We start from the raw sequence: 25578 nt of genomic DNA, 5'->3' as shown, positions 1-25578 counted from the left end.
CGAACCGGCCTCAGGTCAGGGCCGGTTCCTTGGCGGGTTCGGTGGCCGGGGTCGGGTCGGGGTCGGCGTTGAGGTCGGCCAGCATCTGGTGGGTGAAGCCGAAGAAGTAGGTGGCGAGGAAGCCCACCAGGTAGCCGACGCCCAGGCCGCCCACGTAGACGGTGAGGCTGGCCGCGAGGCCCGAGGTGCCGTCCAGCAGGGGGAACAGGGCCCAGCCCGAGGGGCCGATGGCGGTCGAGCCGAAGGCGACGCCGAGCTGGTGGGCGAGGCCCACGAAGGCTCCGCCGGCCGCGCCGCCGACGCAGGCGGTGACGAAGGGGCGGCCCAGGGGGAGGGAGACCCCGTAGATGAGCGGTTCGCCGATGCCCAGGAAACCGGCGGGGAGCGCGGACTTGACGGTGGCGCGGATGGAGGCGTTGCGCGGGAGCCGGTAGTAGACGGCGATGGCCGCGCCGACCTGGCCCGCGCCCGCCATGGCGAGGATGGGCAGCAGGACCGTGTAGCCGGACTGCTCGATGAGCGTGGTGTGGATGGGGATGAGGGCCTGGTGCAGGCCGAGCATCACCAGGGGGAGGAAGAGGCCGCCCAGGACCAGGCCCGCGAAGGCGCCGCCGGTGGAGAGGAGCCAGTTGGCGAAGGCGCCGATGGCGGTGGAGACCTCCCCGGCGAGGAACATCAGGCCGAAGAGGGTGACCAGGCCGGTGATCAGGACGGTGAGGGTGGGGGTCACCAGGACGTCCAGGGCCTCCGGGACCCCCTTGCGGCACCACTTCTCGACCTGGACGGCGAGGAGGGCGGCCGCGAGCGCGCCCAGTACGCCGCCCTGGCCGGGGGAGAGCTGCTGGCCGAAGGCGTCGATCTTGGCGACGCCCGGGAAGACGATGACGGCGGCGACCGCGCCGCCGAGGATCGGGGTGCCGCCGAACTCCTTGGCCGTGTTGTAGCCGACGAAGACCGCGATCAGCGACATGAAGCCGGAGGCGATGGCGGCGAGGGCGGGGACGACGCCGGGCAGCCAGCCGAGGTTCGCGAGCAGGCCGTTCAGGCCCGCGATGATGCCGCAGCCGATCAAGGCCGGGATCAGGGGGACGAAGACGTTCGCGATGCGGCGCAGCAGGAGCTTGAAGGGTGTCGCGTTCTTCGTCTTCTGAGCCTGCTTCAGTGCGGCGCCCTGGGCGGCGAGTTCGCCCGCGGTGACCGGGTGGGCGGCGTCCGTGGCGCCAGGCGCGTCGTCGGCGGTGGGCGTGGTGGGCGCGGTGGCTGCGGTGGCCGCGGCTGTGCGGCCCTCCTCGACCAGTGCCTCGAACTCCGGTGTCACCCGAGCGACCGTGCCCGGGCCCAGGACGATCTGGTACGTGTCGTCCTCGACCACGCCCAGGACCGCGGGCAGGGCCCGCAGGGCCTCGTCCTGGACCAGGCTGCGGTCGCGGAGGGTGATGCGCAGGCGGGTCATGCAGTGCGCGATCGAGGTGACGTTGTCCGGGCCGCCGACCAGAGGGAGGATCGCGGCGGCTGTGGCGCGGTTCTTGTCAGTGGACATGTGGGGTCGCCTTGGGGGGTCGGGGGAGGGCTGGGTCAGCTGGTTCGGGCGGGGGTGGCGGCGAGGGCGGCGCGCAGGTGGCCCTGCGCGGCGGCGAGCAGTTCGGCGGCCTGCGGGCCGTCCACCGCGCCGAGGATCACGAGGATCGCGTTCTTGACCTCGCCGCCGGTGGCGGCCAGCGCGGCCTCGATCTCCTCGTCGGGCGCGCCGGTGGCCAGGGCCACGATGCGGCGGGCGCGGGCGTACAGCTTCTCGTTGGAGGAGCGCATGTCGACCATGAGGTTTCCGTAGGTCTTGCCCAGGCGGATCATCGTGATCGTCGAGATGAGGTTGAGGACGAGCTTCTGGGCGGTGCCGGCCTTCAGGCGGGTGGAGCCGGTGAGCAGTTCGGGCCCGACGACCACCTCGATGCCGTGCTCGGCGGCGGCGGCGAGCGCGGACCCGGCGTTGCAGGACAGGCCGACGGTGAGCGCGCCGCGGCTGCGGGCGAATTCGACGGCGCCGATCGCGTACGGGGTGCGGCCGGAGGCGGAGATGCCGACGACGGTGTCCTCGGGGCCGATCCCCAGCGCGGTGAGGTCGGCGGCGGCCAGGTCCACGGAGTCCTCGGCGCCCTCGACGGACTTGACCATGGCGGAGGGGCCGCCCGCGATCAGGCCCACGACCTCGGCGGGGTCGGTGTTGAAGGTGGGCGGGCACTCGCTGGCGTCCAGGACGCCCATCCGGCCGGCGGTGCCCGCTCCCGCGTAGACCAGGCGGCCGCCCCGGGCCATGCGGGCGGCGATGGCGTCGATCGCGGCGGCGATCTGGGGGAGCGCGCCAGCGACGGCGGCGGGGACGGTGGTGTCCTCGGCGTTCATGGTGCGGGCGATGTCGAGGGTGGAGAGGCGGTCGATCTCGGCGAGGTCCGGGCGGAAGGCCTCGGTGGTCAGCGTTTCCAGTTGGGCGCGGAGTTCCGTGTACGGGGGCATGGGCGGCGGGCTCCTTGGCGGGGCGGGCGGTGGCCGTGGCGGGTGTTGGGCTGGGCTTCGAGGTCGGGGCTCCGCCCCGGGCCCCGCGCCTCAAACGCCGACGGGGCTGGATTTCGCCCGGCGGGGCTGGTTCAGCGGGCAGTGTGGCGGTGGGCCAGGGCCTCGTAGGAGGCGGCCAGGGCGGGCGCGGCGGTGTCGTAGGTCTGCTGGGCCACGCCGACGAACAGGCAGTCGACGACGAGGAGCTGGCTGGTGCGGCTGGACATGGCGGCCGGGCGCAGCCGGGTCTCGCGGGGGGCGGAGGTGGCCAGTACGAGGTCGGCGTAGTGGGCGACGGGGGCGTTCGGGCGGCCGGTGAGGGCGATGGTGGTGGCGCCGCGCTCGAAGGCCGTGCGCAGGGGTTCGATCACGTCGCCCGTGGAACCGGAGTGGGTGACGGCGACGGCCACGTCGCCGGGGCGCAGCTGGACGGCGCCCGTGACGGCGAGGTGGGGGTCGCTGTGGGCGTGGGCGACGAGGCCGATGCGCAGCAGCTTCTGGGCGAGGTCCTGGCCGACGAGGGCGGAGGCGCCGACGCCGTAGATGTCGATGCGGCGGGCGGTCGCGAGGGCGGTGACGGCGGCGGCCAGCTGGGTGAGGTCGAGTCCGGCGGCGGTGTCGGCGAGGGTCTGCGCCTCCTCGTGGGCCAGTTTGGCGACGACGTCGGCGAGGGGGTCGTCGACGGCTATGTCGACGGTGACGGCCGGGGCGGCGCCGGACTCCTGCTGGGCGGCGAGGGCGGCCAGCGCCAGGCGCAGGTCGCGGTAGCCGGGGTAGCCGAGGAGGCGGGCGGTGCGGACGACGGTGGCCTCGCTGGTGCCGGTTCGCTCCGCGAGGGCGGACACGGTGAGCGCGGCGCACCCGGCGGGGTCGGAGGCGACGGCCTCGGCGACGGTCAGCATGGAACGGGTCATGGAGGGCCCGAGGCTGCGGACGCGGGCGCGGAGGGCGGCGGGCGCCGGCGCTGCCGCGAGCTGGTCTGCGGGCTTGGCCGCCTGGGCGGGGGCCCGGGCTGACGGCGCGGCCGTGGGCTTCCGGTCGGTAGAGGCCGGGGCGGGCGGGGCCGGAGCCGGCGGAGTGGCCGGGGCCGGGGTCGGGGCCTGCGCGGCCGGGGTCGGGCCCGGACCCGAGGTCGGGGCGGGGCGCGGAGTGCCCGGGGCGGGGCCGGGCGGCGGGGTGGGCGAGGCCGGGCCCGAGGTCAGGCCGGTCGGCTCCGCGCCCGGCGCCCGGTCGGCGGCGGCCGAAGCCGAGGTCGGGGCCTGCGCGGCCGGGGTGGGGCGCGGGGTGCCTGCGGCCGGGGTGCTCCGGCGCTCCGTTCTGAAAGTTTCTTTCGGGTTCTCGCTCACGCCTGAAACCTATTTTCAGGGGTGGCGGGGGTCAAGGAGCCATACGTACCGGTATGAGAAGGACCTTCTCCCGTTGGGCCGTACGGGGTCACAATGGGCGCATGGACCACGCGACCCCCCTGGAACAGGCGCTGCATGTCGCCCGTGCACTTGTTCTCGCCGACCTCGCCGCCGGCGAGGTCGCCGATGCCGATGTCGTCTCCCTCGTCGAGGACTCGGTCACGCACCGCCGGTGGTGGGTGGAGCAGTGGCCGGAGGGGGTCGACTACCTCCCCGGGCTCGTTGCCCAGGACGTGAAGGACGCGCTGCTGGAGAAGTACGGGCGCTGGCCGCTGTGCCCGGTCTGCTCGCACGGCGACCCGCACGCGCTGGACGTGGAGCCGGAACTCGGACCCGACCCGCACTGGGTGTGCTCGGAGGCGGGCGTGAAGGTGGCGGCGGTGGGCACCCTGGGCACGGTCCTCGGCCGGTGACCGTCTACATCGACCCGCCGACCTGGCCGGGCCACGGCCGCATGTGGTCGCACCTGGTCAGCGACATCTCGTACGAGGAGCTGCACGCTTTCGCGGCGGGCATCGGCTGCCCGCCGCGCGCCTTCGAGCGCGACCACTACGACGTGCCCTCGCACCGGTACGCGGCCGCGGTCGGCGCGGGCGCGGTGGAGATCGGCAGCAAGGAACTCGTCCGCCGCCTCACCCAGGCCGGCCTGCGCCGCCCGAAGGGCCGGCCGGCGTAGGAGCCGTCGGCGGAGTTCGCCTCCTTCGAGGACGACCTCTTCGCGCTCTGCCGCCGAGGACCTCGGACTCGTTCCTCTAGTGCTGTGGCCGGGAAGGTTTGCCGGGTCGCGTCGTCCGGTGCGGTGCATCGCAAGGCGGAGGGCCGCGGCTCGTACTGGACGTACCGGCGCGGTCCGACAATGCGGCGAGGTGCCGTGCCGGGCGGCGCGACCCGGTGGACCTTTCCGGTCACAGCACTAGGCCGGCTCGGTCACGGGGGCCGGGGTCGATCCGGCCGCCGAGGAGGCGACCACGCGGGTCGCGCGGGGCGGGGTGCGGCGGTCCAGGCGGAGGGCGATCGCCGTGAGGACGACGGCGGCGACGGTCATGGCCGCGCCCGCCCAGGCGGTGGCGGCGTAGCCGAGGCCCGCGTCGATGACGGTGCCGCCCAGCCAGGGGCCGCCGGTGTTGCCGAGGTTGAACGCGGCCGTGGTGGTGGCGCCGGCCAGGGTCGGGGCGGCGCCGGCGACGTTGAACATGCGGGCGTTGAGCGCCGGGGCGGTGAAGAACGCCGAGAAGCCGAGCAGGAAGGACAGGGCGATCGCCGCCGCCTGCGCGGACGCGAGGAGGGCGAGCGCGGTCAGGAAGACCGTCGAGGCGGTGATGCCCCACAGCAGCACGCCGAACAGGTGCGCGTCGGCCACCCGGCCGCCGAGGGTGGTGCCGGCCAGCGCGCCGACGCCGAAGAGGCCGAGGATCCACGGCACCCACTGCGAGTCCAGCCCCGCCACGTCCGTGAGCAGCGGGGACAGGTAGCTGAAGGCGCAGAAGACGCCGCCGGCGGCGAGGGCCGTGATGACGATGGACAGCCACACCTGCCGGTCGCGGTAGATGCCCAGCTCCCGCCCGAGCCGGGGCTTCTGCGCGGGCAGCGGGATCTTCGGGACCAGTACGAGGATGCCTACGAGGGCGACCGCGGAGGCCGCGCCGACCGACCAGAACGCGGAGCGCCAGCCGAGGTGCTCACCGAGGAAGGCCCCGGCGGGGACGCCGAGGACGTTCGCGATGGACAGGCCGCCGATCATGACGGCCATGGCGCGGGCCCGCTGGTTGCGCTCGACCATGGCGATGGCGACGGCCGCGCCGACGGCCCAGAACCCGGCGCAGGCGAGGGCCGAGACCACGCGGGAGGCGAAGAGGAGCTCGTAGGAGGGGGCCAGCGCGCCCGCGACCTGCCCGAGGCCGAAGAGGCTGATCAGGGAGATGAGGGTGGTGCGGCGCGGCAGCCGCAGGGTGGCCACGGCCAGCAGCGGCGCCCCGACGACCATGCCGATCGCGAAGGCGGATATCAGCAGGCCCGCCTGCGGGATGGTGACGCCCATGTCGTCCGCGATGGGTGGCAGCAGCCCCGACAGCATGAACTCGCTGGTGCCGAGTGCGAAGACGGACAGGCCGAGGACGTAGACGGCGACGGGCATGCGGGTGCGAGCGGCGGCTTCGGGCATGTCCCTCACCAACCATGGCCAACGTGATCAAATTCCCTGCGCGGCTGTTACCTGTGTGACTGGAGCGAGGCGAGTTCCGCGGCGAGGTTCGCGCGGGCCGGGGCCTCCCAGTGCGCGGCTCCGTAGGGCGTGCGGAAGAGCCGCGGCAGGTCGAGCAGCTGGCGCAGTACGGCGGCGCGGCCGGTGCGGAAGGCCTCGTCCGGGACGAAGCCGTACTCGGCGCGGACGGCGGCGGCGTAAGCGGCGTAGGCCTGCGGCTCCCCGGCCAGGACGGCCAGGTCCGCGTCGCAGAGCACCTCGCCGTCGATGTCGCCGGGGGCGGGGTCGTGGGTGACGGTGAGCCGGACCAGGCGGGCCACCTCGGCGGTGCGCGCGGCGTCGACGCCGAGCTCGGGGAGGGCGCGCTCGGCGAGGGCGGCGCTGCGCTCCTCGTTCTCGGAGCGGTCGGGGCGGTAGACGGCGTCGTGGAACCAGGCGGCGAGCTGCACGGCGGCGGGATCGGCGGCGTACTGCTCCAGCGTGTCGATGTGGAGGAGTACGGCGGTCAGGTGCGCGGTGGTGTGGTAGCGGCGCTGCGGCTCCCCCCAGGCGGCGAGGAGGCGGTCGGCGTAGGGGGCGGGATCGCGGTCGGCGGGGGCGCCGGCGGCGGTGACGGTCGCCCGCCAACGGGCTTCGAGGGCCGCGGTGTCGGTGTGGGTGTCGCTGCTCGGGGCGCCTGTGTCCATGCGCACATTGTGGGGGTGGCGTGATTGTGCTGGTGAAGCGCGGGTGGAGGCCCGTACCCTGGATATTGGACTAGACCTATTTCCGAGCTACTTCCCGAGCTGTTTTCCGAAGGATGGGATCGAATGAGCAACCGTGCGCTCCTGGAGGTGATCGCCCTCGACGTGGAGGACGCGATCGCGGCCCAGGCCGGTGGGGCGGACCGACTCGAACTGGTCACCGACATGGCCGCCGACGGGCTCACCCCGCCGCGCGAGACCTTCGCGGCGATCAGGGCGGCGGTCGACATCCCGCTGCGCGTGATGCTCCGCAAGACGGACGGCTTCGCGGCCGGTGACGTGTCCGTCCTGCTCGAAGCGGCGCGGGAGCTGCGGTCGGAGGGCGCGCAGGAGTTCGTCCTCGGCTTCCTGAACCCGGACGGCAGCCCCGACCTCGTAGCCGTCGAGGCGGTCGTCGCGGAGCTGGAGGGCTGCCGCTGGACCTTCCACCGGGCGATCGACCGCGCGGCGGACCGGGACCAGCTGCGCAAGACGCTGGCGGACCTGCCCGGTCTGGACACGTACCTGACGGCGGGCTCCGCAGCCGGGGTCGACGAGGGCCTGCCGGTGCTGCTCGCGGAGGCGGCGCGGCGGGGCGAGCCGGGGTACGGGGCGCGGATCCTGGTCGGCGGCGGCCTGACGCTGGGGCACCTGCCGGTGCTGCGCGCAGGTGGCATCGACGCCTTCCACATCGGCGGCGCGGCGCGTCCCTCCGGGTGGGACGGCCCGGTCTCGGCTACGGCCGTCGCCGAGTGGCGGGCGGCGCTGGCCTGACCCTGCGGCCGGGGGGTCGGGGGGTCGGGGGCGCTGCCCCGGCCCCCGCTCCTCGGTCGGCCGGATCCGCCGCTTATCGGGGGCCGGGCCGACTGGCGGGGGCAGGAGTTGGCCGATCGAGTGCCATGCCGTGGTCAGCTGATGGATTCGCCGTCGTGACTGCCGCCCACGCAGATCCACTTGCCGGCACCGGAGTCGTACTCCACCGTTCCGTCACCCTGCACACACATCGGCTCAGTTACAGCAGGTACGGCCGCTTGTGCAACGGGACCCGCGACGCCAAGAGCGGCCAGTATCAGAGCGGCGGTAAACCCGAGAAGTCGTGTACGCATGCGAGTTCCTCTGAGTAGGGGCGACACCAAAACGTCATATCCAGCTTCACCCCGCACCGCGTCGAGCGCACCCCGATGGGTGCGACCCGCTGTGCGGTGCGCGCCGCTCCGGAGGCGGTTACCGCGGACAAGCGGCAGGCTGATGTCATGGCGTACACCCCCGAGGTAACCGTAGGGGTGCCTGACGACCTCGGCTGGCGGACAGTCACAATCAGCGGCAAGTCCGTGGGCAAAGTGCGGTCCCCCAGCGAACTCCAAAAACTCCTCTCCCATGCTGGTCAGCCATTCGGGCGCGACGTCCGTTGGATCGGCGGAGACAGTACTGTCTGGCCAGATCGAGCCGTGCGTCGACGGGCAGTCGGCGGCATCATGTTCATCGGCTTCTTCTTGTCCGCGTGCCTGCTCATCTGGATTGGCTGGAAGGACAGCTGTGATGCCCTGACCTTCGGCGGACGACTCGCAGGATATACGGTCCTTGCTGCGGGTCTGATGGTATTGATCGCCGCATTGTCCGCTGTCGACTATTGGCACAAGCGGGAAAGACGCTATTCGGGGGCCATTGTTCTGGCCGGAGTCGGCATCGTCTTTCTTGGTAGCTTCTCGCTTCTCCTGCTGCAGATCGGCGAGCAACTAAACCGCCGGTCCGTGATTGTGATCCTCTTCCTTGTCGGGTCGGTAGTGGCGGGGATTGAACTCATCAGATCCCGGGCGTGGAAGGGTCTTCGATATCCCGGTCGCATCGCGATCGGGGCGATCATCCCCACCCTCCTTGCCGGCATGAACCTGGCGTATACGCAGGTCTATGTCCCCTATACGGTCACCCCGCTGATCATGAGTGGGGCTGAGTTCAAGGAGGCAAGCCTGGACAGGGCGAGGGCGGCGATGCATGTGACGGTCCGTCTGCACGTAAGAAACGACGGCAAGATTCCGGTCTACGTACTCGGCAGTATCTACTGGATCCATGGCGGGCCCGCGAACCTTATTTCTGAGGACGGCCCCCCTTCGCTGAAATTGATCTACGATGGCGAGTTTGTTACGCCGGAGGGGCGCGTTCTGGATCCAGGGGAAGAAATTGCGCAGGATGTAGTCGTCGAGATCGAGAATCCCGAAAAGTTGAATTACGAGGCAATTAGAGCGCAGACCCAGGTGTACGTGATCAGGAAGGACAGGATGATACTTCCTGCCAATTACGGAGGATCCAGGGTGACTGTCGAGGAGCTCAAAAAGAGAGGCGAGAAGCTGGGTCCCCGGGAACCAAAAGGTACAGAATACAAGAATGAATCCGGGATTTCGAACAGCAGTGAGATCCTCAATGTGATCCGAGGTCCACAGCGTATAACGGTGTGGCGGGTGTCCGGTCGTGAGCGGTCGCGCATAGATGTGGCTATATCGCCACCGGGTGACAGGGTCAGGTTCAATCCCAACTTGCCCAAACGCAGCCAAGAGATGATTGACCGGTATGGTTTCGCGCAGGTGCGCGGCTCCACCGCGCAGACGCCCTTCAAGGAGCTCCTGGAGAAGGCCGGCTCCACCGAAGCGGGCGCAAGCAAGGACCAGTCGGGCCAGTGACGCGGCGGTCGCACGGTCACGGCAGACCCTCGCGAAGAGCGGCCCGGCAGGGCTCCGAACCGAGGCGGACCACCCGCCTCGGTTCCAGGTCGCCGCAGTTGTCGGCCCGTCAGGCCAGGGCCGCCGGGAGCGGGGCCGAGTGGAGGGCCGTCAGGCCCGAGACGGCTCGGGTGAGGCAGACGTAGAGCCGGCGCAGGCCCGTGCGTTCGTCCGGCTCGCCGTCCACGACCGCCGCGGGCTCGTCCAGTACCACGTAGTCGTACTCCAGGCCCTTCGCCAGCGACGCCGGCACCAGCGTCAGCCGGGACTCCGCCGTCGTCTCCTCGCCCGGCGCGAGGTACGCCAGGTCCGCCGCCCGCAGGGCCTCCGCCAGGGCCGGGATACGGGCGTCGGCCGCGATCAGGCCCACCGAGCCCTCGTGGGCCAGAGCCTCCAGACACGCCGAGACCACCGCCGGTGTCAGGTCCGCCGTCTCCGAGATGCGCAGTGAGCCCGGGGTCTCGCGGACCGAGGACACCGGGGCCAGCCCCGGCGAGATCGACGGCAGCAGGCGGGAGGCGTAGGCGATCACCTCGCGCGGTACGCGGAAGCCCGCCGTCAGCTCCTCCACCACCGCCTGCGGCTTCCCCAGGTGCGTCAGGGCCTCGTCCCAGCTGCGGGTGGCCCACGGGGTGGTGCCCTGTGCCAGGTCGCCCAGTACCGTCGCCGAGCCCGTCGTGCAGCGCCGCCCCACCGCCCGGTACTGCATCGGGGACAGGTCCTGTGCCTCGTCGAGGACGACATGGCCGAGGGAGTGGGTGCGTTCCACCAGGTCGGCCGCCTCGTCGATGAGGACCAGGTCCGCCGCCGACCACTTCGCGGACTTCACGCTCCGGAAGGGCTTCGTCCACAGCAGGAGCTTCTGCTCGTCGGCCGTGAGGACGTCCGCCGCGTGCAGCGCGAGGAAGTCGGGGTCCGAGAGCAGCCTCAGGAGGAGCTTCGCCGGTTCCACCGGCGGCCACATCTCCTTGACGGCCGCCTTCACCGCCGCGTTGCGGGCCACCGCGTCCTGCACCCGGTCGTCCGGCGCCTCGCCCGCCTGCTCCATCCGTACGAGCACCGAGTGCGCGATCCGCTGGGGGAGGGCCTCGCGGGCCGCGCCGTAGCGGATGTCCCGGTCGAGGAGCTGCGTGACGAGCTCCTCCAGCTCGTACGCGGGGACGCGCCAGCGGCGCGAGCCGCGGACGACCATCAGCGGCTCGGTGGGCAGGGTGACGTGCGAGCGGACGGCGCGGCGCAGCACCTCCGCCATCCGGGCGTCGCCCTTGACCACGGCGGTCCCGGCCGCGTCGGAGCCGCGTACCTCCAGGCCCTCGCGGGCGACCAGGTCGTCGACGGTGGCCTGCTGGACCTCCAGCTCGCCCAGGGCGGGCAGGACCTGCTCGATGTAGTGGAGGAAGGAACGGTTCGGCCCGATGACCAGGGTCCCGGTGCGGGCGAGGCGGTCGCGGTGCGCGTAGAGGAGGTAGGCGACGCGGTGCAGGCCGACGGCGGTCTTCCCGGTGCCGGGGCCTCCCTGGACGCAGACGGAGCCGGACAGGCCGGAGCGCACGATCTCGTCCTGCTCGGGCTGGATCGTCGCGACGATGTCCCGCATGGGGCCGACGCGCGGGCGCTCGATCTCCTGCTGGAGCAGCTTGCTGACGGCGGTCGCCTCTGAGGGGTCGGAGAGGTGCTCGTCCTCGTACGCGGTCAGCTCGCCGCCGGTGTAGCCGAAGCGGCGGCGCAGGGCGACGTCCTGCGGGTCGGTCTTGGAGGCCCGGTAGAACGGCTGGGAGACGGGCGCGCGCCAGTCGATGACCATCGGGTCGCCGCCCGCATCGTGGACGTGCCGGCGGCCGATGTAGAACTGCTCGCCCTCCCCGCCCTCGGCGAGGTCCGCGCCCGGCGCGTGCAGGTAGTTCAGGCGGCCGAAGAAGAGCGGGGTGTGGGCGAGGTCGGCGAGGGCCTTGATGCGGTCGTCGATCTGGGCCTGGAGGACGATCGCGTTGACCCAGTTCGCGGTGACGTCGCGGATGTCGAGGGACTCGACGTCCTCGCGCATGGCGCGGAGCGCGGAGCGGGAGGCGGCGAGGTGCGCGCGTTCGCGGGCGAGCGGGTTCGGGTCGTGGGGCGCGGTGCCGGTGCTGGTGCCGGTGTGGGTGTCGGTGTCGGGGGCGTGCGCGGGCACGGGACTGCCTCCAGCTGCTGGGTGCGAAACAGACGGCCCGCCGGTTGCCGACCGGCGGGCGGCTCTCCCCGGATGTGCGGCGGGAGGCGGCAAGAGCGGAGATTCTAGCCATCGCGGGCGGGCGGCGCGAACGATTTAGAGGGCCGTACCGGGGGGCTGGGAGACCTGCCGTCCAGGACCTGGCGTACCGACCTCCGTCCCGGACTCCGTACGGGTGGCGGGCGGGTCTCGTACGGGGGAGTGTCAGACCGGGGTAGGGGCCCTAGGGGACGGTATGGGTCGGGAGGAGGACGCCGGGGGCCTTGGGGTTCCGCCCCCAGGGCGATGTGCCGGGCGGGGGCGGAAACGCACCATGGATCCATGAGCACCGCAACCTTCACCCCGATCCAGGGCGGCCGCCCGCGCGGCGCCACCGCCATCTCCGACTCCCGTCCCCGCACCGGCCTCGGCGGCGTGCTGCGTGCCGCGAAGGTCTTCGCGGCGGCCGCCGTGAGCGTCGTCGTGCTGGGTGAGTACGCCGAGGATGCGGGCGTCATGCGCCGGTGACTGCGCTTGCCCTGGCCGGGCCGTCGCGGGTCGGGTGTGCCCTGCGGCGCCGTTGCTGGGGCTCCGCCCCAGGCCCCGCGCCTCAAGCGCCGGCGGGGCTGGGTTTGGCTCCGGCCCGGGTGTGACGTGCGGCGCCGTTGCTGGGGCTCCGCCCCAGACCCCGCGCCTCAAACGCCGGCGGGGCTGGGTTGGCCCCAAGTCTCAGGCGCCGACGGGCTGGGGGCGGGTTTGTCAGTCGCTCGTCAGGAGTTCGTCGGCGTCCATGATCCGGTAGGCGTAGCCCTGTTCGGCCAGGAAGCGCTGGCGGTGTGCCGCGAAGTCCTGGTCGATCGTGTCGCGCGCGACGACCGAGTAGAAGCGGGCCTCGTGGCCGTCCGCCTTCGGGCGCAGGACACGGCCCAGGCGCTGGGCTTCCTCCTGGCGGGAGCCGAAGGTGCCCGACACCTGGATGGCGACCGTGGCCTCGGGCAGGTCGATGGAGAAGTTCGCGACCTTCGACACGACCAGCACGCTGATCTCGCCCTCGCGGAAGGCGTTGAAGAGCTTCTCGCGCTGCGCGTTGGAGGTCTCGCCCTTGATGACGGGGGCGTCCAGGTGCTCGCCGAGCTCGTCGAGCTGGTCGATGTACTGGCCGATGACGAGGGTCTGCTCGCCCTGGTGCTTGCGCACCAGCGCCTCCGTGACCTTGCGCTTCGTGGCCGTCGTCGCGCAGAAGCGGTACTTCTCCTCCGTCTCGGCGGTCGCGTACGCGAGGCGCTCCGACTCGGTGAGGTTCACGCGGACCTCCACGCAGTCCGCCGGCGCGATGTAGCCCTGCGCCTCGATCTCCTTCCACGGCGCGTCGAACCGCTTCGGCCCGATGAGGGAGAAGACGTCCGACTCGCGGCCGTCCTCGCGCACGAGGGTGGCGGTCAGGCCGAGGCGGCGGCGGGCCTGGAGGTCGGCGGTGAACTTGAAGACGGGCGCCGGCAGCAGGTGCACCTCGTCGTAGAGGATCAGGCCCCAGTCCCGGGAGTCGAAGAGCTCCAGGTGCGGGTAGACACCCTTCCGCTTCGTCGTCAGGACCTGGTACGTGGCGATCGTGACGGGGCGGATCTCCTTGCGGGTGCCGGAGTACTCGCCGATCTCCTCCTCCGTCAGCGAGGTCCGCTTGACCAGCTCGTGCTTCCACTGGCGGGCCGAGACGGTGTTCGTGACCAGGATCAGCGTGGTCGCCTTGGCCATCGCCATGGCCCCGGCGCCCACCAGGGTCTTGCCCGCGCCGCAGGGCAGCACGACCACACCGGAACCGCCGTGCCAGAAGCCCTCGACGGCCTGCTGCTGGTACGGGCGCAGCGCCCAGCCGTCCTCGACGAGGTCGATGGCGTGGGCCTCGCCGTCCACGTATCCGGCGAGGTCCTCGGCCGGCCAGCCCAGCTTGAGCAGGGTCTGCTTGATCTGCCCGCGCTCGGAGGGGTGCACGGCCACGGTGTCGGGGTCGAGCCGCGCTCCGACGAGCGGGGCGATCCGCTTGGACCGCAGGATCTCCTCCAGCACCGGCCGGTCGGTGCTGGTCAGGACCAGCCCGTGCACGGGGTGCTTGGAGAGGGTGAGGCGGCCGTAGCGCGCCATGGTCTCGGCGACGTCGACGAGCAGCGCGTGCGGGACGGGGTAGCGGGAGTACTCGACGAGCGCGTCGACGACCTGCTCGGCGTCGTGCCCGGCGGCGCGGGCGTTCCACAGGCCGAGCGGGGTGATCCGGTAGGTGTGGATGTGCTCGGGGGCGCGCTCCAGCTCGGCGAAGGGAGCGATGGCCCGCCGCGCGGCGCCGGCGAGCTCGTGGTCGACTTCGAGAAGGAGGGTTTTGTCGCTCTGGACGATAAGTGGACCATTCACGCGAGGAGCCCCGTTTCACTCAGGTCAAACCTCCAGTGTGCCGTACGCCCGACCGGCGGGGAACCCGGCGCTCCCTGGAGTCACCCGGGACAGCGGTGCGGGAATGTCGCCGGTCAGCTCCTGCCGGGGCCCTGATGTCACATTCTCGGCAGCTGTCCTGTCCTACCTCCAGAAGCACCGTCCAGAAGCCTGGAGGCCCGAAATGACCGCCCGTATCTCCCTCACCCCGCCCCGTACCCTGCTGAACCGCATCGGGTCCTGGTACTCCCGCCGGATGTACGGCAAGGTGCTCGACCCCGGGCTCGCGATCGGCCACAACCGGAAGGTCCTGCTCACCAACGTCAAGCTGGAGCGCTCCGTCACCAAGTGGAACGCGCTGGAGCCGGCCCTGAAGCATCTCGCCGTGATGGCCACCGCCGCCCGGATCAACTGCTCCTGGTGCATGGACTTCGGCCACTGGGAAGGCAGCGAACTCGGCCTGTCGCTCGACAAGATCTCCCAGGTGCCGCAGTGGCGGGACCACCGCGAGGCCTTCACCGAGCTGGAACTCCAGGTCATGGAGTACGCCGAGGCCATGACCGAGACCGAGCCCAACGTCGCCGACGAACTCGCCGAAGCGCTGCTCCGGCAGCTGGGCGAGGCCGCCTTCGTGGAACTCACCGCCATGGTTGCCCTGGAGAACCTGCGCTCCCGGATGAACAGCGCCTTCGGCCTGACGAGCCAGGGCTTTTCCGAGGCCTGCGCGGTACCGTCACGTACGTGATCGAGATCGCCGTCTTCGAACAGCACCGACCGATGCTCTTCGGCATCGCCTACCGGATGCTCGGCAGCGTCGCGGACGCCGAGGACCTGGTCCAGGACACCTGGCTCCGCTGCAGCCAGGTGTCCGGCGAGATCGCCAACCCGGGCGGCTACCTGGCCCGCACGGTCACCAACCTCGCGCTCAACCGGTTGAGTTCGGCCGCCGTCAAGCGTGAGCAGTACGTCGGCCCCTGGCTGCCCGAGCCGCTGGTCACCGTGCCGGACGCCACCGGGGACGTGGAGCTGGCCGAGTCGGTCTCGCTCGCCATGCTGGTGGTTCTGGAGAGCCTCTCCCCGCTGGAGCGGGCGGTCTTCGTACTCAAGGAGGTCTTCGGCTTCCCGTATCGGGAGATCGCCGAGACGCTCGACCGCACCGAGACCTCGGTACGCCAGGTCGGCTCCCGGGCCAAGTCGCACGTCGAGGCACGCCGGCCGCGCTACGCGACCCCGGCCGAGGTGACGCGCCAGGTCACCGACGAGTTTCTCGCCGCGTGCCTCGGGGGCGACCTGAACCGCATGATGGAACTGCTCGCCCCCGACGTCACCGCATGGAACGACGGCGGCGGAAAGGTCAAGGCGGCCCTGCGCCCGCTGCACGGCGCCGACAACGTGGCCCGCTTCGTCGCAGCCGTGGTCGCCCAGCCGATGGAGGCCCCGCGCTTCGTGGCCGTCGACGTCAACGGCCGGCCGGGCCTGCTGCTCACCACGGCCGGACGGCCGGACACCGTCGCCTGCGTAGAGGTCGAGAACGGCCGGATCACCGAGATCCGGGTCATCCGCAACCCCGACAAGCTCCGGCACCTGGCCTGACCCGAGACCTACTGCCGGTCGGACGGTTGACGGGGCGGGCCGGGGCGGGTTGCCTGGAGCGATGGTTGATCTTCGTGTCGAACGGGTGGACGGCGAGGCCGGGCAGCGGGACTGGCGGTACGTCCACAACCTGATCATTCCCACGGACCCGCTCTCCGCCGACGAGGTCCGCGAGCGCGCCGGGCGCCACCGGCTGGACGTCGCCTACGTCGGGGACGTGCTGGTGGGCTGCATGACCGTACGCCCGCCCGAGGACGGGACGCCGGTGGCGACCGTGATCGCGCGCATCCTGCCCGAGCACCGGGAGCGGGGCCTCGGCACCCTGCTGTACGCGCACGGGCTGGCGCAGGCGCGGGAGCTGGGGGCCGAGCGGATCCGGACGGTGGTTCTGGAGTCCAATCCGCAGGGGCTGCGGTTCGCGCTGGCGCGCGGCTTCGTCGAGGTGGAGCGCTATCTGCTGCCCGGGGACAGCGTGCCCTTCATCGACCTCGAAGCCGGCCTGAAACCGGCCGGAGCGGAGGGGGCGAGGGGGAGCGGGTCCACGTGAGCTCGTGGGTGCGCGCCGACCGGGCCGCGCTCGATGCCCCGCTGCACGCGGCGGTCACCCGGTGGCTCGCGGAGGCGTGGCCCTTCGAGGCGGGGCTGATCGACTACGCCCCGAGGTGAGGCAAGGGGCCTGCCGGGTACGGGGTTTCCACGGGCAGCAGGGCGTGCGCGGCCTCGGCCTCGCCGCCGCGGAGCAGCCCGTGGATCTCCCGGGCCAGCGGGGTGACGTCGCGGATGGAGACGGTCCACTCGTCGGCGTACGCCCGTGAGGCGGGGCCGGACAGGCCCAGCTGGAGCGAGCGGTACGGCAGCGGGTTCAGGTGCAGGTCGCGCTCCGGGTCCCACTGGACGCGGGCCGGGCTCGCGCGCAGCGCCCGCTGCCAGGCCGTGCGGTCCGGGTGGACGCGGGGGGCGTAGTGGGAGAGGCAGGCCCCGCGCAGGGCCTCGTCGAAGCCCTCGCGGGTGATCTCGACCGCGAGCACCGTCTCCTGGTCGGTCTTGGTGGCCCAGCCGCAGCGGTACATCATCCACAGGAACGAGGGCTTGATCCACGTCATCCGCTCGCGCTTCCAGGCGGGCGGGAACCGGCCGGTGCCGGCAGCCGGCAGCCCTAGCGTGGGGGAGTACGCCTGGTAGACGGTGATCGTGGTGGTGGTGTGCGCGGCGCGGATCTGGTGTTGCGGGGTCGGTACGTCTGGCATGCGTCAAGGGTGGGGGCGGTTGGCTGGGTTGGCCAACCGTTTTCCCCGCCGTGCGGCGCCGTTGCCGGGGCTCCGCCCCGGACCCCGCGCCTCAAACGCCGGCGGGGCTGGATCTGTGGGTCAGAGGTGTTCGTCGGCCAGTTCGGCTACTCCCGTGATGCGGTGGAGGGCGTACGTACGGACCTCGTCGGCCGTGTGGTCGTAGCCGGTGACGAAGCCGCCCTCCACGCGGACCGGGGCGATGACGCGTTGGCTCGCCGCGCCCTCCGCGTTGACGTAGCCGATCCAGACCGCCGAGCCGGTCAGCGCGGCCGCCTGCACCGTCGCCAGGGTCTCCGCCGCGCTCGTGCGCGGGAGTTCGCCCGGCGCGCCCGTCGCCGCGGCGGGCTCCTTGCGGACCGCCGTCGCCGCCAGGTCGCCCGCGCGGATCGCGCGTACGGCCGCCGCCAGCAGCGTCGCGTCCGGGACCGGCGGGCCGTCCGGGACCGGGGCGGGCGCGGAGCGGGCCGGGGTGCGGTGGGCGTCGGCCCGGGACACCAGGACGTCGCCGGTACGGGACTCCGCGGCCGGGGCGTAGCCCATCGCCCGCAACCCGTCGAGGAGGGTGGTCGGTTCGGCCTGGGCGGCCAGGACGGTCGGGGCGAGGCGGCGCAGGCCCAGGCCCGCCGAGCGCTTGTCGGCCAGGATCTCGCCCAGCATGGCGTCGTCGTCGCAGCGGACGTAGGACGAGGCCGCGCCGACCCGCAGGTGCCCGTGGCGGCGGGCCACGTCGTCGATCAAGTAGGACAGCGGCTGCGGGACCGGGGTGCGGCTGTGCTCCTTCAGGAAGGCGTGCAGGTCGGCGGCGGCGTGCCCGGCGTCCAGGGCGCGGCGCACCGAACCGGGCGTGAAGCGGTACACCGTCGCCCCGCCCTTGGACTCCACGTCGGCCAGCACCGCCAGGGTGTCGCCGAGCGGGCGGCGCAGCGGGCCGGGGGCCACGGCCGTCAGGTCGGCCTGGAGCAGCACGTGGTCCACCGGCTCCGGGAGCAGCGGGGCCAGCAGCGGCGCCGGGTCGCGGTGTTCCAGCAGGGCCCGCCCGAAGGCGCTGATCGCGCCGCGGCCGGTGACGCCGAGGACCTCCGCCTCGGCCAGGGCCCAGTGCGCGAGGCGGGCGCGCAGGTCGCTCGTACCGCGTACGGGACGCTCCCAGGCGAGCCGTTCCAGCAGCACGTCCGGGTCGGCGGAGGCGCCCTCGGGCAGGGCGGCGAGGAGTTCCAGGACGCGGCGGCGCACCTCGGGGGCGGCGGAGCGGTCGAGGTCGGCGCCGAGCGTGGACAGGGTGCGGCCCTTGGCGTCCTGCTCGCCGACCAGGCCGGCCGTGCGGGTGGCGGGCAGCCAGGCCGCGGCGAGCGCCGACCACCGCTCGGGGGGCGGGAGTTCGCACCAGTCGTCGAAGGCGGGGGTGGGCGCGTACCGCTCGTCGGCCTCGCCGTCGCCGGCCAGCAGCCCGGCCGCGTAGGCGAGTTCGATCCAGAAGGAGGCCGAGGCCTCGGTGGTGTCCAGGGAGGCGGCGGTCCGCTTCAGTTCCCGTACGGACAGCCCGCCCGCCCGCAGCACCGGCGGACCGGAGTGCTCCCAGGACTTCACCAGCTCCTCGACGGTGGACAGCGCGGCCAGCGCCTGACCGGCGGCGTTCGCGTCCACAAGCTGTGGACGGTGCTCGCGGTGCGCGGTCACCGGCGGGGGCACGGGCGCGGTGTCCCGGTGCGCGAGGCCGCCGCGCAGGTGCAGTGCCACCTCGCGGGGCAGGACGACCGTCCGCGCGGTGGCGGGCAGCAGCAGGCCCCGGTCGCGCAGCCAGCGCACCGGAGGCGTGGGGCTCGGGGTGACCTCCCCGTACGGCGGCCCCCACACGAGCCGCCCCAGCACCTGGTGGGCCTCGGCCGGGGCCTCGTCCAGCAGGGCGGACATCCGGTCCGGGTCGGTGAACAGGCTGGTCAGCGCGGTCACCGCGGACACCGGGTCATGGGTGGCGGGCAGCCCGGCGGCCAGCACGATCTCCTGGATCCGGGTCGGCGACATCCCGGCCGTGGCCTCGGCGACGGTGGGTCCCAGCCCGGTCGGGGAGGGGCGCTGGGCCGAGGGCGCGAGCAGCTCGCGGGCCGTGCGGACCAGCCGCAGCCGGTCCCCGTCGCCCCACACCAGGGCCTGGTCGCGCAGGGTCTCCAGGGCCCGGGGGAGCGCGGCGCGGGCCGGTCCGCCGCCGGTGTCCGCGCCGAGGTGGCCGGTGAGCAGCGCCTCCAGCACGGGGTACGGGCACGGTTCGGGGGCCACCGCCAGGGCCTCGGCGGTCTGCAGCGCGAACCGGTCGAGGCGGTCCAGGGCCCGGACCACCGAGGCACGGGTCCCGGCGCGGGTGGCCAGCTGGGTCACGTCGCCCGGTACCGGGCTGATCAGGTCGGGCCGGGCCTGCAGCAGGGCGGCGAGGCCCGCGTCGTCGCGGGTGCGCAGGGCCTCGGCGAGGGAGCGGTGGGCACCTGCGCCCGTGGCCCCGGCCGTACTTCGGCCCGGACCCGCCCCCGCACTTCCCGCAGCAGTGCTTGCCTCAGGCACAGTCGCCTCCTGGTCGCGTCGGCCGGTCAGTCGGCCGGTCCCCATCCGGCCAACGGTATCCGCTGAGCCCGGGACCGCTCCACGGGCGCACGCGCTACGGTTCCGGCAGGCGGTACGGGAGGAGCCGGGGCATGGGGATCGAGAGCGACCACCTGGTCTACGAATATCTGAGCCGCGTCGGGGACTTGGCGCAGCGGCGGCAGCTGTCCTCGGGCGACCGGATGCGGCTGGTGGCGGGGCTGCGGGACGAGATCGACCGTCGGCGCGCCAAGTACGAACCGGAGACCCCGGCCGCCGTACGCCGCATCCTGGACCGGATCGGCACCCCGGAGGAGGTCCTGGACACCCTCGCGGCCACCGGAACCCCGTCGGCGGCCGCCCCCGACCCCGGTCCCGCCCCGGCCGTGCCCACCCAGCGCGGGCCGGGCCGGCTGCGGCGCAAGAGCACGCCCGAGCCGCGCCCGGCGGCGGAGCCCGTGAACGTGCCGCCGCACCTGGCCGGGCTCGACGAACTCGGCCCCTCCGGCGGGGCCGAACCCGACTGGTGGCGCGTCGCCGCCGGGCCGTACGGGGCGGGCCCGCAGGTGGAGGGCTTCGCGGGCGGCATCGAGATCCCGGACCTGTACGAGGAGGGGCGGGAGGAGGCGGAGGAGGCGCAGCCGGCTGCGGGGGCTGCGGCTCCGGCTTCGGCGGGGGAGCGCGGGCGGACCCTCGTACGGTTCCTGCGCGAGCGGCGGCGGGCGCGGAAGGAGGCGCAGGCGGCGAAGCCCGCGCCGGCGGCCCCGGCGGCGGCCGCGGCGGCCCCCCGGCCCCGGCCGAACACCTTCCTGCTCCTCGCGGCGGCCGTCCTCGTCGCCGGCGTGATCAGCAGCTACTGGCTGCTCCTCGTCGTCGGCTGGCTGCTCCCCTACGCCTCGCGGCTGCTGGGCCCGGCCGAGCGCAAGTGGGCCGTCTTCGGGCCGCCGGGGGTGGTCGTCGCGGGGGCGGGGGTGTGGCTGTGGGGCCGGATGAACGGCAAATGGGGCGAGGTCCTGGCCGAGGACCAGCTCAGCGGGGCGCTGACGGGCATGTGGCCGTGGCTCCTGCGGGGGGCGGGGCTGGCCTCGGCGGCGTACCTGGTGTGGCGTTCCCGCCGCTGACCTCCGGTCCGGCCAGCCCTTCCCACCTGCGGCCCGGCTTCCCGGGGCTCCGCCGCTGACCTCCGGTCCGGTCGGCTCGCCGTCTGCGGGCCGGTTGCCGGGGCGCTGCCCCGGACCCCGCGCCTCAAACGCCGGCGGGGCTGGAGATGCCCCCGGCAGGGCTTGAGATGCCCGCCTGCGGGCCGGTTGCCGGGGCGCTGCCCCGGACCCCGCGCCTCAATCGCCGGCGGGGCTGAAGATGCCCCCGGCGGGGCTTGAGATGCCCCGGGGGTGGAGATCCCCCGCCGGGGCTGGAGATGCCCCGGCGGGGCTTGGGAGGCGTTGGTCAGCCGCCGTGGGTGATCGTTTGTTTTTGTTCCATCGGGTGGCTGTCGGCCGTTTTGACGAGGCCGAGGAAGGCGGGGGACTTGGCCAGGGTCAGGAGCTGGTCCTTGGTGACGGGTGCGGAGGTGTTCGTCGTGGAGTCCGCGCCGATGTACAGCAGGACGTCGCTGGTGCCGTAGCGGAAGGAGACCCGGGACACGGTGACTGCGCCGTCGCCTTCGGGGTTGGTCGCCGCGGTGGCCAGGATGCCGCCGGGCAAAGTGGCCGTCCTGCAGGTCTGCCCCTTGACCTCGACGCAGACCCGTTGGCCGTCGCCGGACCCGCTCGTGGGCCGTACCGAGAAGATGACGGTGAACGTGCTGCCGTCCTTCGTGGCCTGGTACTGGCGCACCGCGAGGTCGGTCCGCTGCACGGTGCCGACCGACTCGGGCAGCAGGTCCTGGAGCACGGCGACGGCCTGGTCCTGGAAGCTCTCCTGCCGGATCCGTTCGGCGGGCGGCAGCTGGGCCATCGAGGATTCGCCCGGGCTCGGTTCGATGTGGACCGGCGGCGGCGGGCCGGACGGCGAAGTCGAGGCCTGGGCGGGTGCCGAGGCCGACGGTGCGGCGGCCACCTCGTCCACCCCGGCGGCCTTCCCGGAGCCGGCCGGCAGCGCGGCGGCCCCGGCCACGCCGAGCACGGCGACGGCCAGCACCCCGCCGCCGATCGCCGCCCGCAGGCGGGCCCTGCGGCGCCGTCCCTGGGCGCGGGCCGGGCCCGCCAGGTCGGGCAGCGGGGGCAGTTCCTCGGTGGTCCGGTCCATCGCCGCCCGGAGGAGCCGGGCGGCCATGGCGTCGTCCGTGGGGTGTTCGTTGGTGCCCATGACGTCTCCTCAGCTCTCGGTGGCGTAGATGTGGGCCTCGCCGAGCTGCGTGCGCAGCTTCGCGAGGGCGCGCGAGCACTGGCTCTTGACCGTGCCCTCGCTGCACCGCAGCAGCTGGGCGACCGTCTCGGTGCTCAGGTCCTCCCAGTAGCGCAGGACGACCATGGCCCGGGCCCGCGGCGGCAGTGCGGCCAGTGCGGCGAGCAGGGTGACGCGCAGCTCGGCGTGCCCGGGCACGGGCGGCGGGTCGGCGTGCGTGTGGGCCAGCAGGTCCCGCAGCCGCCGTCTTCGCTCGGCGAGGAAGGTACGCGTCAGCACGGTCCTCGCGTACGCCTCGGGATGGTCGGCGGCGGACACCCGCCGCCAGTGCTGGAACAGCTTCGCGAGCGTCGTCTGGGTCAGATCGCGTGCACTGTCCGCGTTCCCGCACAGCAGGTACGCGGTCCGGTACAGCCGGCGCTGAGTGGCCCGGGCAAAGGCCTCGAAGTCGTGCTCGGTGCCTGACGGCATCCGCCCTCCCCTTCAATTCGTGTCTCTCGTCCCTGTCCTGAGCGCTGCCGCACGGAAAAGGTTGAGCACGAATGCGAAGGTCTCACCCTGTGGTCACCACCGGGTCCGGGGGCTGGTGTCAGGCCGCCGGGGAGGACCAGGGCGCGGTCGGGACGACCAGCGGGGAGCCGGTGACCGGGTCGGGTATGACGATCGATTCGAGACCGAAGACCTCGCGGACCAGGTCGGCGGTGACCACCGCCGACGGGGGCCCCTCGGCGACGACGCGGCCCGCCTTCATCGCCACCAGGTGGTCCGCGTAACGGGCCGCCTGGTTCACGTCGTGGAGGACGGCGACGACCGTGCGGCCGCGTTCGTGGTTGAGCCGCCGGACCAGGTCCAGGACCTCCACCTGGTGGGCGATGTCCAGGAAGGTCGTCGGCTCGTCCAGCAGCAGCAGGTCCGTGTCCTGGGCCAGCGCCATTGCGATCCAGACGCGCTGGCGCTGCCCGCCCGACAGCGCGTCCACCGGGCGGTCCGCGAGGTCCGACACCGAGGTGCGGGCCATCGCGTCGACCACGGCCCGTTCGTCGGCCTGCGACCACTGCTGCCACCAGTGCTGGTGCGGCTGGCGTCCGCGCGCCACCAGGTCCGCCACCGTGATCGCCTCCGGGGCCACCGGGGACTGCGGGAGCAGCCCGATGGCCCGGGCTATCTGCCGGGTGGGCAGCGAGGACAGCGCCGCCCCGTCCAGCAGCACCGCGCCGGACCTCGGCTTCAGCAGCCGGCCCAGCGCCCGCAGCGTGGTGGACTTGCCGCACGCGTTCGGGCCGACGATCACCGTCACCTTGCCGTCGGGGACGGCGAGGTCGAGGCCCTCCACGACCACGCGGTCCTCGTAGGCGAGCGTCAGCGCGCTCGCGGAAAGCCGGCTCTCGGCGCTCAAGACTTGCCTCCGGTACGGCTGCGGACGAGCAGCCAGATCAGGTACGGGGCCCCGACGGCGGCGGTCAGCACGCCCACGGGGAGTTCGGTCGGCGACAGCAGCCTGCGCGCGAGGAGATCGGCGGACACCACGATCACCGCGCCCGTCAGGGCCGAGCACAGCAGCGGGATCTGCGCGGTCCGCGTCATGCGCCGCGCGATCTGCGGTGCGAGCAGCGCCACGAAGTCCACCGGCCCGGCGGCTCCCGTGGCCACCGACGCCAGGACGACGCCGAGGGCGATGAGCCCGAGCCGGACCCGGCCCAGGCGGACGCCGAGCGCGGTGGCCGTGTCGTCGTCGAGGGAGATCGTGCGCTGCGCCCGCGCCGCCCACAGCACGCCGGGCAGCAGGAGCAGCAGCACCCACGCCAGGGGTGCGGCCACGTCCCAGCCGCGGCCGTTGAGGGATCCGGTCATCCAGATCTGCGCCTGCTGCGCGACGAGGTAGTCGCCCTTGGTCATCAGCAGGGTCGTCACCGACTTCAGCGCGATGGCGAAGCCGATGCCGATGAGGACGAACCGGGTCGCGTGCAGACCGCCGCGCCACGCGAAGACGTAGACCAGCACGGCCGCGAGGACACCGCCGAGCACGGACAGGTAGGGCAGTACGGCGTACGAGGTCAGTCCGAAGGTCAGCGCGGCCACCGTGACCGCACTGGCACCCTGGCTGATCCCGATGATGTCGGGGGAGGCCAGCGGATTGCGGGCCACGGTCTGGATCAGCGCGCCCGCGACCCCGAAGGCGAGGCCGACGAGCAGTCCGGCCGTCAGCCGGGGCAGCCGCAGCGTGCCGACGACCAGCTCCTCCGGCGAGGGCTGCCCGAGGAGCACCTTGACGACCTCGCCGGGTGCGACGGTGGATTCGCCGAGGGACAGGTACGCGACGCAGACCCCGGCCAGCAGGACGGCGAGGGCCAGTGCCACGAGCGCCGCCCGGCGGTGCAGCAGGAAGGAGCCCCGGCCGCCGGCCCGCAGGAGCCGGTAGCCGTAGGGCACGGCGGAGGCGGAGGAGGTCCCTGCCGGGGCGGACGCGGACGCGGAGGAGGTCCCTGCCGGGGCCGACGAGGAAGGGGCGCTCATGCGGCGACCGCCTTCCGGCGGACCAGCGTGACCAGGAACGGCACCCCGATCAGGGCCGTCATCACCCCGGCCGGGACCTCGCCGGGCGGCACCACGACCCGCCCGATCACATCCGCGACCAGCAGCATCACCGGCCCGATCAGCAGGGCCATCGGCAGCACCCAGCGGTGGTCGCCGCCCACGACGGCCCGCGCGATGTGCGGGACCGCGAGGCCGATGAAGGCGATCGGCCCGGCCGCCGCGACGGCGGCGCCGGTCAGCACGGTGGCCCCGAGCCCGCCGACGATCCGTACGGCGGCCACGTTCTGGCCGAGCCCCTGGGCCACGTCCTCGCCGAGCGCGAGGGCGTCGAGCCCGCGGGCCACGGAGAGCACCAGCACGGCGCCGATCAGCAGGAAGGGCCAGATCTGGTGGACGACCTCCAGGTCCCGGCCGGCCACCGAGCCGACCTGCCAGAAGCGGAACTCGTCCAGCGCCCGGGCCTTCGTCGTCAGCACCGCCGTGGTGACCGACACCAGCAGGGCGTTGATCGCGGCCCCGCCCAGCGCCAGCTTCACGGGGGTCGCGCCGCCGCGCCCGCCGGAGGCGACGGCGTACACGGCGACGGAGGCGGCGGCCGCCCCGGCGAAGGCGAACCACACGTAGCCGCCCAGGGTGTGCACCCCGGCGAAGGCGATGGCGCAGACGACCGCGACCCCGGCGCCCTGGCTGATGCCGAGGATGCCGGGGTCGGCGATCGGGTTGCGGGTGATGCCCTGGAGGGCGGTCCCGGCGAGGGCCAGGCCCGCCCCCACCATCAGGGCGACGAGCGTGCGGGGCACCCGCAGGGTCCGCACCACCTCGGCGTCGGGGCCGGTCGCGCCGCGGAAGAGGGCGTCCCAGACCTCGGAGAGCGGCACGGGGCGCGCGCCGACTGCGAGGGAGAGGAGCACCGCGCATATCAGCGCGGCGAAAGCGGCTGCCGTCCACCCGGTACGACGGGTCGTCAGGGCACGTCGGAGGGCGGGGGCAGACATGTCACCCATTTCATGATCTGGTAAGGCGGACCTAAGTCTACGTTCTCC

The 25578-nt window shown here is 73.2% G+C and carries 24 protein-coding genes; 10 read left to right on the top strand and 14 right to left on the bottom strand.

Features of this window, described 5'->3' with window-relative positions; translation table 11 throughout:
• Positions 1-10 precede the first annotated feature (10 nt).
• From OG447_RS05330 to OG447_RS05320, 3 genes are all read right to left on the bottom strand, one after another.
• Positions 11-1540 carry a PTS transporter subunit EIIC gene (locus tag OG447_RS05330; RefSeq protein ID WP_266935192.1) on the bottom strand — a complete coding sequence of 510 codons (1530 nt, stop codon included), beginning with the start codon at positions 1538-1540 and terminating at the stop codon, positions 11-13.
• A 35-nt stretch (positions 1541-1575) separates the two neighbouring features.
• Positions 1576-2511 carry an N-acetylmuramic acid 6-phosphate etherase gene (gene murQ, locus OG447_RS05325; RefSeq protein WP_266935191.1) on the bottom strand — a complete coding sequence of 312 codons (936 nt, stop codon included), beginning with the start codon at positions 2509-2511 and terminating at the stop codon, positions 1576-1578.
• Positions 2512-2642: 131 nt separating this feature from the next.
• Positions 2643-3752: a MurR/RpiR family transcriptional regulator gene (locus tag OG447_RS05320; protein WP_266938759.1), complete on the bottom strand. Its 1110-nt coding sequence runs from the start codon at positions 3750-3752 to the stop codon at positions 2643-2645.
• A gap of 245 nt (positions 3753-3997) precedes the next feature.
• Between OG447_RS05320 and OG447_RS05315 the strand changes: the two genes are divergently transcribed.
• Positions 3998-4369: a hypothetical protein gene (locus tag OG447_RS05315; protein WP_266935190.1), complete on the top strand. Its 372-nt coding sequence runs from the start codon at positions 3998-4000 to the stop codon at positions 4367-4369.
• Positions 4366-4632 carry a DUF4031 domain-containing protein gene (locus OG447_RS05310; protein ID WP_266935189.1) on the top strand — a complete coding sequence of 89 codons (267 nt, stop codon included), beginning with the start codon at positions 4366-4368 and terminating at the stop codon, positions 4630-4632. The genes OG447_RS05315 and OG447_RS05310 overlap by 4 nt, the downstream gene beginning before the upstream one ends.
• Positions 4633-4869: 237 nt before the next feature.
• Here the strand turns inward: OG447_RS05310 and OG447_RS05305 are convergent, their stop codons facing one another.
• Both OG447_RS05305 and OG447_RS05300 read right to left on the bottom strand, forming a co-directional pair.
• Positions 4870-6090 (bottom strand): Cmx/CmrA family chloramphenicol efflux MFS transporter, encoded by a 1221-nt coding sequence (locus tag OG447_RS05305; RefSeq protein WP_266938758.1) that lies wholly within the window; start codon positions 6088-6090, stop codon positions 4870-4872.
• Positions 6091-6164: 74 nt separating this feature from the next.
• Positions 6165-6842, bottom strand: coding sequence for a hypothetical protein (locus OG447_RS05300; protein WP_266935188.1), 678 nt, complete (start codon positions 6840-6842; stop codon positions 6165-6167).
• A 123-nt stretch (positions 6843-6965) separates the two neighbouring features.
• On the opposite strand from OG447_RS05300, the gene OG447_RS05295 reads away from it, so the two are divergent.
• Positions 6966-7652 (top strand): copper homeostasis protein CutC, encoded by a 687-nt coding sequence (locus OG447_RS05295; RefSeq protein WP_266935187.1) that lies wholly within the window; start codon positions 6966-6968, stop codon positions 7650-7652.
• A 479-nt stretch (positions 7653-8131) separates the two neighbouring features.
• Positions 8132-9553, top strand: coding sequence for a hypothetical protein (locus tag OG447_RS05290; RefSeq protein ID WP_266935185.1), 1422 nt, complete (start codon positions 8132-8134; stop codon positions 9551-9553).
• Between the two features lie 109 nt (positions 9554-9662).
• Here OG447_RS05290 and OG447_RS05285 read toward each other — a convergent pair whose 3' ends face one another.
• A complete protein-coding gene (locus OG447_RS05285) occupies positions 9663-11762 on the bottom strand; it encodes an AAA family ATPase (protein ID WP_266935183.1) in 2100 nt (699 codons plus the stop codon).
• 360 nt (positions 11763-12122) lie between these two features.
• Here OG447_RS05285 and OG447_RS05280 point away from each other — a divergent pair, with 360 nt between their 5' ends.
• Complete coding sequence (locus OG447_RS05280) at positions 12123-12308, top strand: hypothetical protein (RefSeq protein WP_266935182.1); 186 nt, start codon at positions 12123-12125, stop codon at positions 12306-12308.
• Positions 12309-12539: 231 nt separating this feature from the next.
• Here OG447_RS05280 and OG447_RS05275 read toward each other — a convergent pair whose 3' ends face one another.
• Positions 12540-14183, bottom strand: a complete 1644-nt coding sequence (locus tag OG447_RS05275; protein WP_266935180.1) for a DNA repair helicase XPB — start codon at positions 14181-14183, stop codon at positions 12540-12542.
• Positions 14184-14385: 202 nt separating this feature from the next.
• Between OG447_RS05275 and OG447_RS05270 the strand changes: the two genes are divergently transcribed.
• The 4 genes from OG447_RS05270 (at position 14386) to OG447_RS05255 (ending at position 16460) form a co-directional block, all read left to right on the top strand.
• A complete protein-coding gene (locus OG447_RS05270; RefSeq protein WP_266935179.1) occupies positions 14386-14946 on the top strand; it encodes a carboxymuconolactone decarboxylase family protein in 561 nt (186 codons plus the stop codon).
• The gene (locus OG447_RS05265) at positions 14943-15794 is read left to right on the top strand and encodes an RNA polymerase sigma-70 factor (protein ID WP_266935177.1); all 852 of its coding nucleotides are present in this window, start codon (positions 14943-14945) and stop codon (positions 15792-15794) included. The genes OG447_RS05270 and OG447_RS05265 overlap by 4 nt, the downstream gene beginning before the upstream one ends.
• A 61-nt stretch (positions 15795-15855) precedes the next feature.
• Positions 15856-16341, top strand: coding sequence for a GNAT family N-acetyltransferase (locus tag OG447_RS05260; RefSeq protein WP_266935175.1), 486 nt, complete (start codon positions 15856-15858; stop codon positions 16339-16341).
• Positions 16338-16460, top strand: coding sequence for a hypothetical protein (locus tag OG447_RS05255; protein ID WP_266935173.1), 123 nt, complete (start codon positions 16338-16340; stop codon positions 16458-16460). Before OG447_RS05260 ends, OG447_RS05255 begins: the two co-directional genes overlap by 4 nt.
• On the opposite strand, the gene OG447_RS05250 is transcribed toward OG447_RS05255, so the two are convergent.
• Positions 16445-17041, bottom strand: coding sequence for a DUF4291 domain-containing protein (locus OG447_RS05250; protein ID WP_266935171.1), 597 nt, complete (start codon positions 17039-17041; stop codon positions 16445-16447). The genes OG447_RS05255 and OG447_RS05250 overlap by 16 nt on opposite strands.
• A gap of 120 nt (positions 17042-17161) precedes the next feature.
• Complete coding sequence (locus OG447_RS05245) at positions 17162-19534, bottom strand: helicase-associated domain-containing protein (protein WP_266938757.1); 2373 nt, start codon at positions 19532-19534, stop codon at positions 17162-17164.
• Between the two features lie 233 nt (positions 19535-19767).
• On the opposite strand from OG447_RS05245, the gene OG447_RS05240 reads away from it, so the two are divergent.
• A complete protein-coding gene (locus OG447_RS05240; RefSeq protein ID WP_266935169.1) occupies positions 19768-20775 on the top strand; it encodes a hypothetical protein in 1008 nt (335 codons plus the stop codon).
• A 325-nt stretch (positions 20776-21100) separates the two neighbouring features.
• Here the strand turns inward: OG447_RS05240 and OG447_RS05235 are convergent, their stop codons facing one another.
• The 5 genes from OG447_RS05235 to OG447_RS05215 all read right to left on the bottom strand — a co-directional run bounded on the left by OG447_RS05235 (position 21101) and on the right by OG447_RS05215 (position 25530).
• Entirely contained in the window at positions 21101-21961 is an 861-nt protein-coding gene (locus OG447_RS05235; protein WP_266935167.1) for a hypothetical protein, read from the bottom strand.
• Positions 21962-21970: 9 nt separating this feature from the next.
• Complete coding sequence (locus OG447_RS05230; RefSeq protein ID WP_266935165.1) at positions 21971-22471, bottom strand: SigE family RNA polymerase sigma factor; 501 nt, start codon at positions 22469-22471, stop codon at positions 21971-21973.
• Positions 22472-22589: 118 nt separating this feature from the next.
• Positions 22590-23396, bottom strand: coding sequence for an ABC transporter ATP-binding protein (locus OG447_RS05225; protein WP_266935164.1), 807 nt, complete (start codon positions 23394-23396; stop codon positions 22590-22592).
• Positions 23393-24514, bottom strand: a complete 1122-nt coding sequence (locus OG447_RS05220; protein WP_266935162.1) for an iron chelate uptake ABC transporter family permease subunit — start codon at positions 24512-24514, stop codon at positions 23393-23395. The genes OG447_RS05225 and OG447_RS05220 overlap by 4 nt, the downstream gene beginning before the upstream one ends.
• Positions 24511-25530, bottom strand: coding sequence for an iron ABC transporter permease (locus OG447_RS05215; protein WP_266935160.1), 1020 nt, complete (start codon positions 25528-25530; stop codon positions 24511-24513). Before OG447_RS05215 ends, OG447_RS05220 begins: the two co-directional genes overlap by 4 nt.
• Positions 25531-25578 lie beyond the last annotated feature (48 nt).

Source organism: Streptomyces sp. NBC_01408 (genome assembly GCF_026340255.1).
Lineage (GTDB): Bacteria > Actinomycetota > Actinomycetes > Streptomycetales > Streptomycetaceae > Streptomyces.
Note: the sequence above shows the minus strand (reverse complement) of the source record. Positions and strands in the feature narration are given on the sequence as shown.

Bases quoted from the DNA above. Each gene is read 5' to 3' on its own strand.
- OG447_RS05290 (WP_266935185.1), top strand. From the start codon at position 8,132: ATGGCGTACACCCCCGAGGTAACCGTAGGGGTGCCTGACGACCTCGGC.
- OG447_RS05235 (WP_266935167.1), bottom strand. From the start codon at position 21,961: ATGGGCACCAACGAACACCCCACGGACGACGCCATGGCCGCCCGGCTC.
- OG447_RS05270 (WP_266935179.1), top strand. From the start codon at position 14,386: ATGACCGCCCGTATCTCCCTCACCCCGCCCCGTACCCTGCTGAACCGC.
- OG447_RS05240 (WP_266935169.1), top strand. From the start codon at position 19,768: ATGGGGATCGAGAGCGACCACCTGGTCTACGAATATCTGAGCCGCGTC.
- OG447_RS05250 (WP_266935171.1), bottom strand. From the start codon at position 17,041: ATGCCAGACGTACCGACCCCGCAACACCAGATCCGCGCCGCGCACACC.
- OG447_RS05315 (WP_266935190.1), top strand. From the start codon at position 3,998: ATGGACCACGCGACCCCCCTGGAACAGGCGCTGCATGTCGCCCGTGCA.
- OG447_RS05220 (WP_266935162.1), bottom strand. From the start codon at position 24,514: ATGAGCGCCCCTTCCTCGTCGGCCCCGGCAGGGACCTCCTCCGCGTCC.
- OG447_RS05260 (WP_266935175.1), top strand. From the start codon at position 15,856: ATGGTTGATCTTCGTGTCGAACGGGTGGACGGCGAGGCCGGGCAGCGG.
- OG447_RS05305 (WP_266938758.1), bottom strand. From the start codon at position 6,090: ATGCCCGTCGCCGTCTACGTCCTCGGCCTGTCCGTCTTCGCACTCGGC.
- OG447_RS05230 (WP_266935165.1), bottom strand. From the start codon at position 22,471: ATGCCGTCAGGCACCGAGCACGACTTCGAGGCCTTTGCCCGGGCCACT.
- murQ (WP_266935191.1), bottom strand. From the start codon at position 2,511: ATGCCCCCGTACACGGAACTCCGCGCCCAACTGGAAACGCTGACCACC.
- OG447_RS05300 (WP_266935188.1), bottom strand. From the start codon at position 6,842: ATGGACACAGGCGCCCCGAGCAGCGACACCCACACCGACACCGCGGCC.
- OG447_RS05280 (WP_266935182.1), top strand. From the start codon at position 12,123: ATGAGCACCGCAACCTTCACCCCGATCCAGGGCGGCCGCCCGCGCGGC.
- OG447_RS05330 (WP_266935192.1), bottom strand. From the start codon at position 1,540: ATGTCCACTGACAAGAACCGCGCCACAGCCGCCGCGATCCTCCCTCTG.
- OG447_RS05295 (WP_266935187.1), top strand. From the start codon at position 6,966: ATGAGCAACCGTGCGCTCCTGGAGGTGATCGCCCTCGACGTGGAGGAC.
- OG447_RS05215 (WP_266935160.1), bottom strand. From the start codon at position 25,530: ATGTCTGCCCCCGCCCTCCGACGTGCCCTGACGACCCGTCGTACCGGG.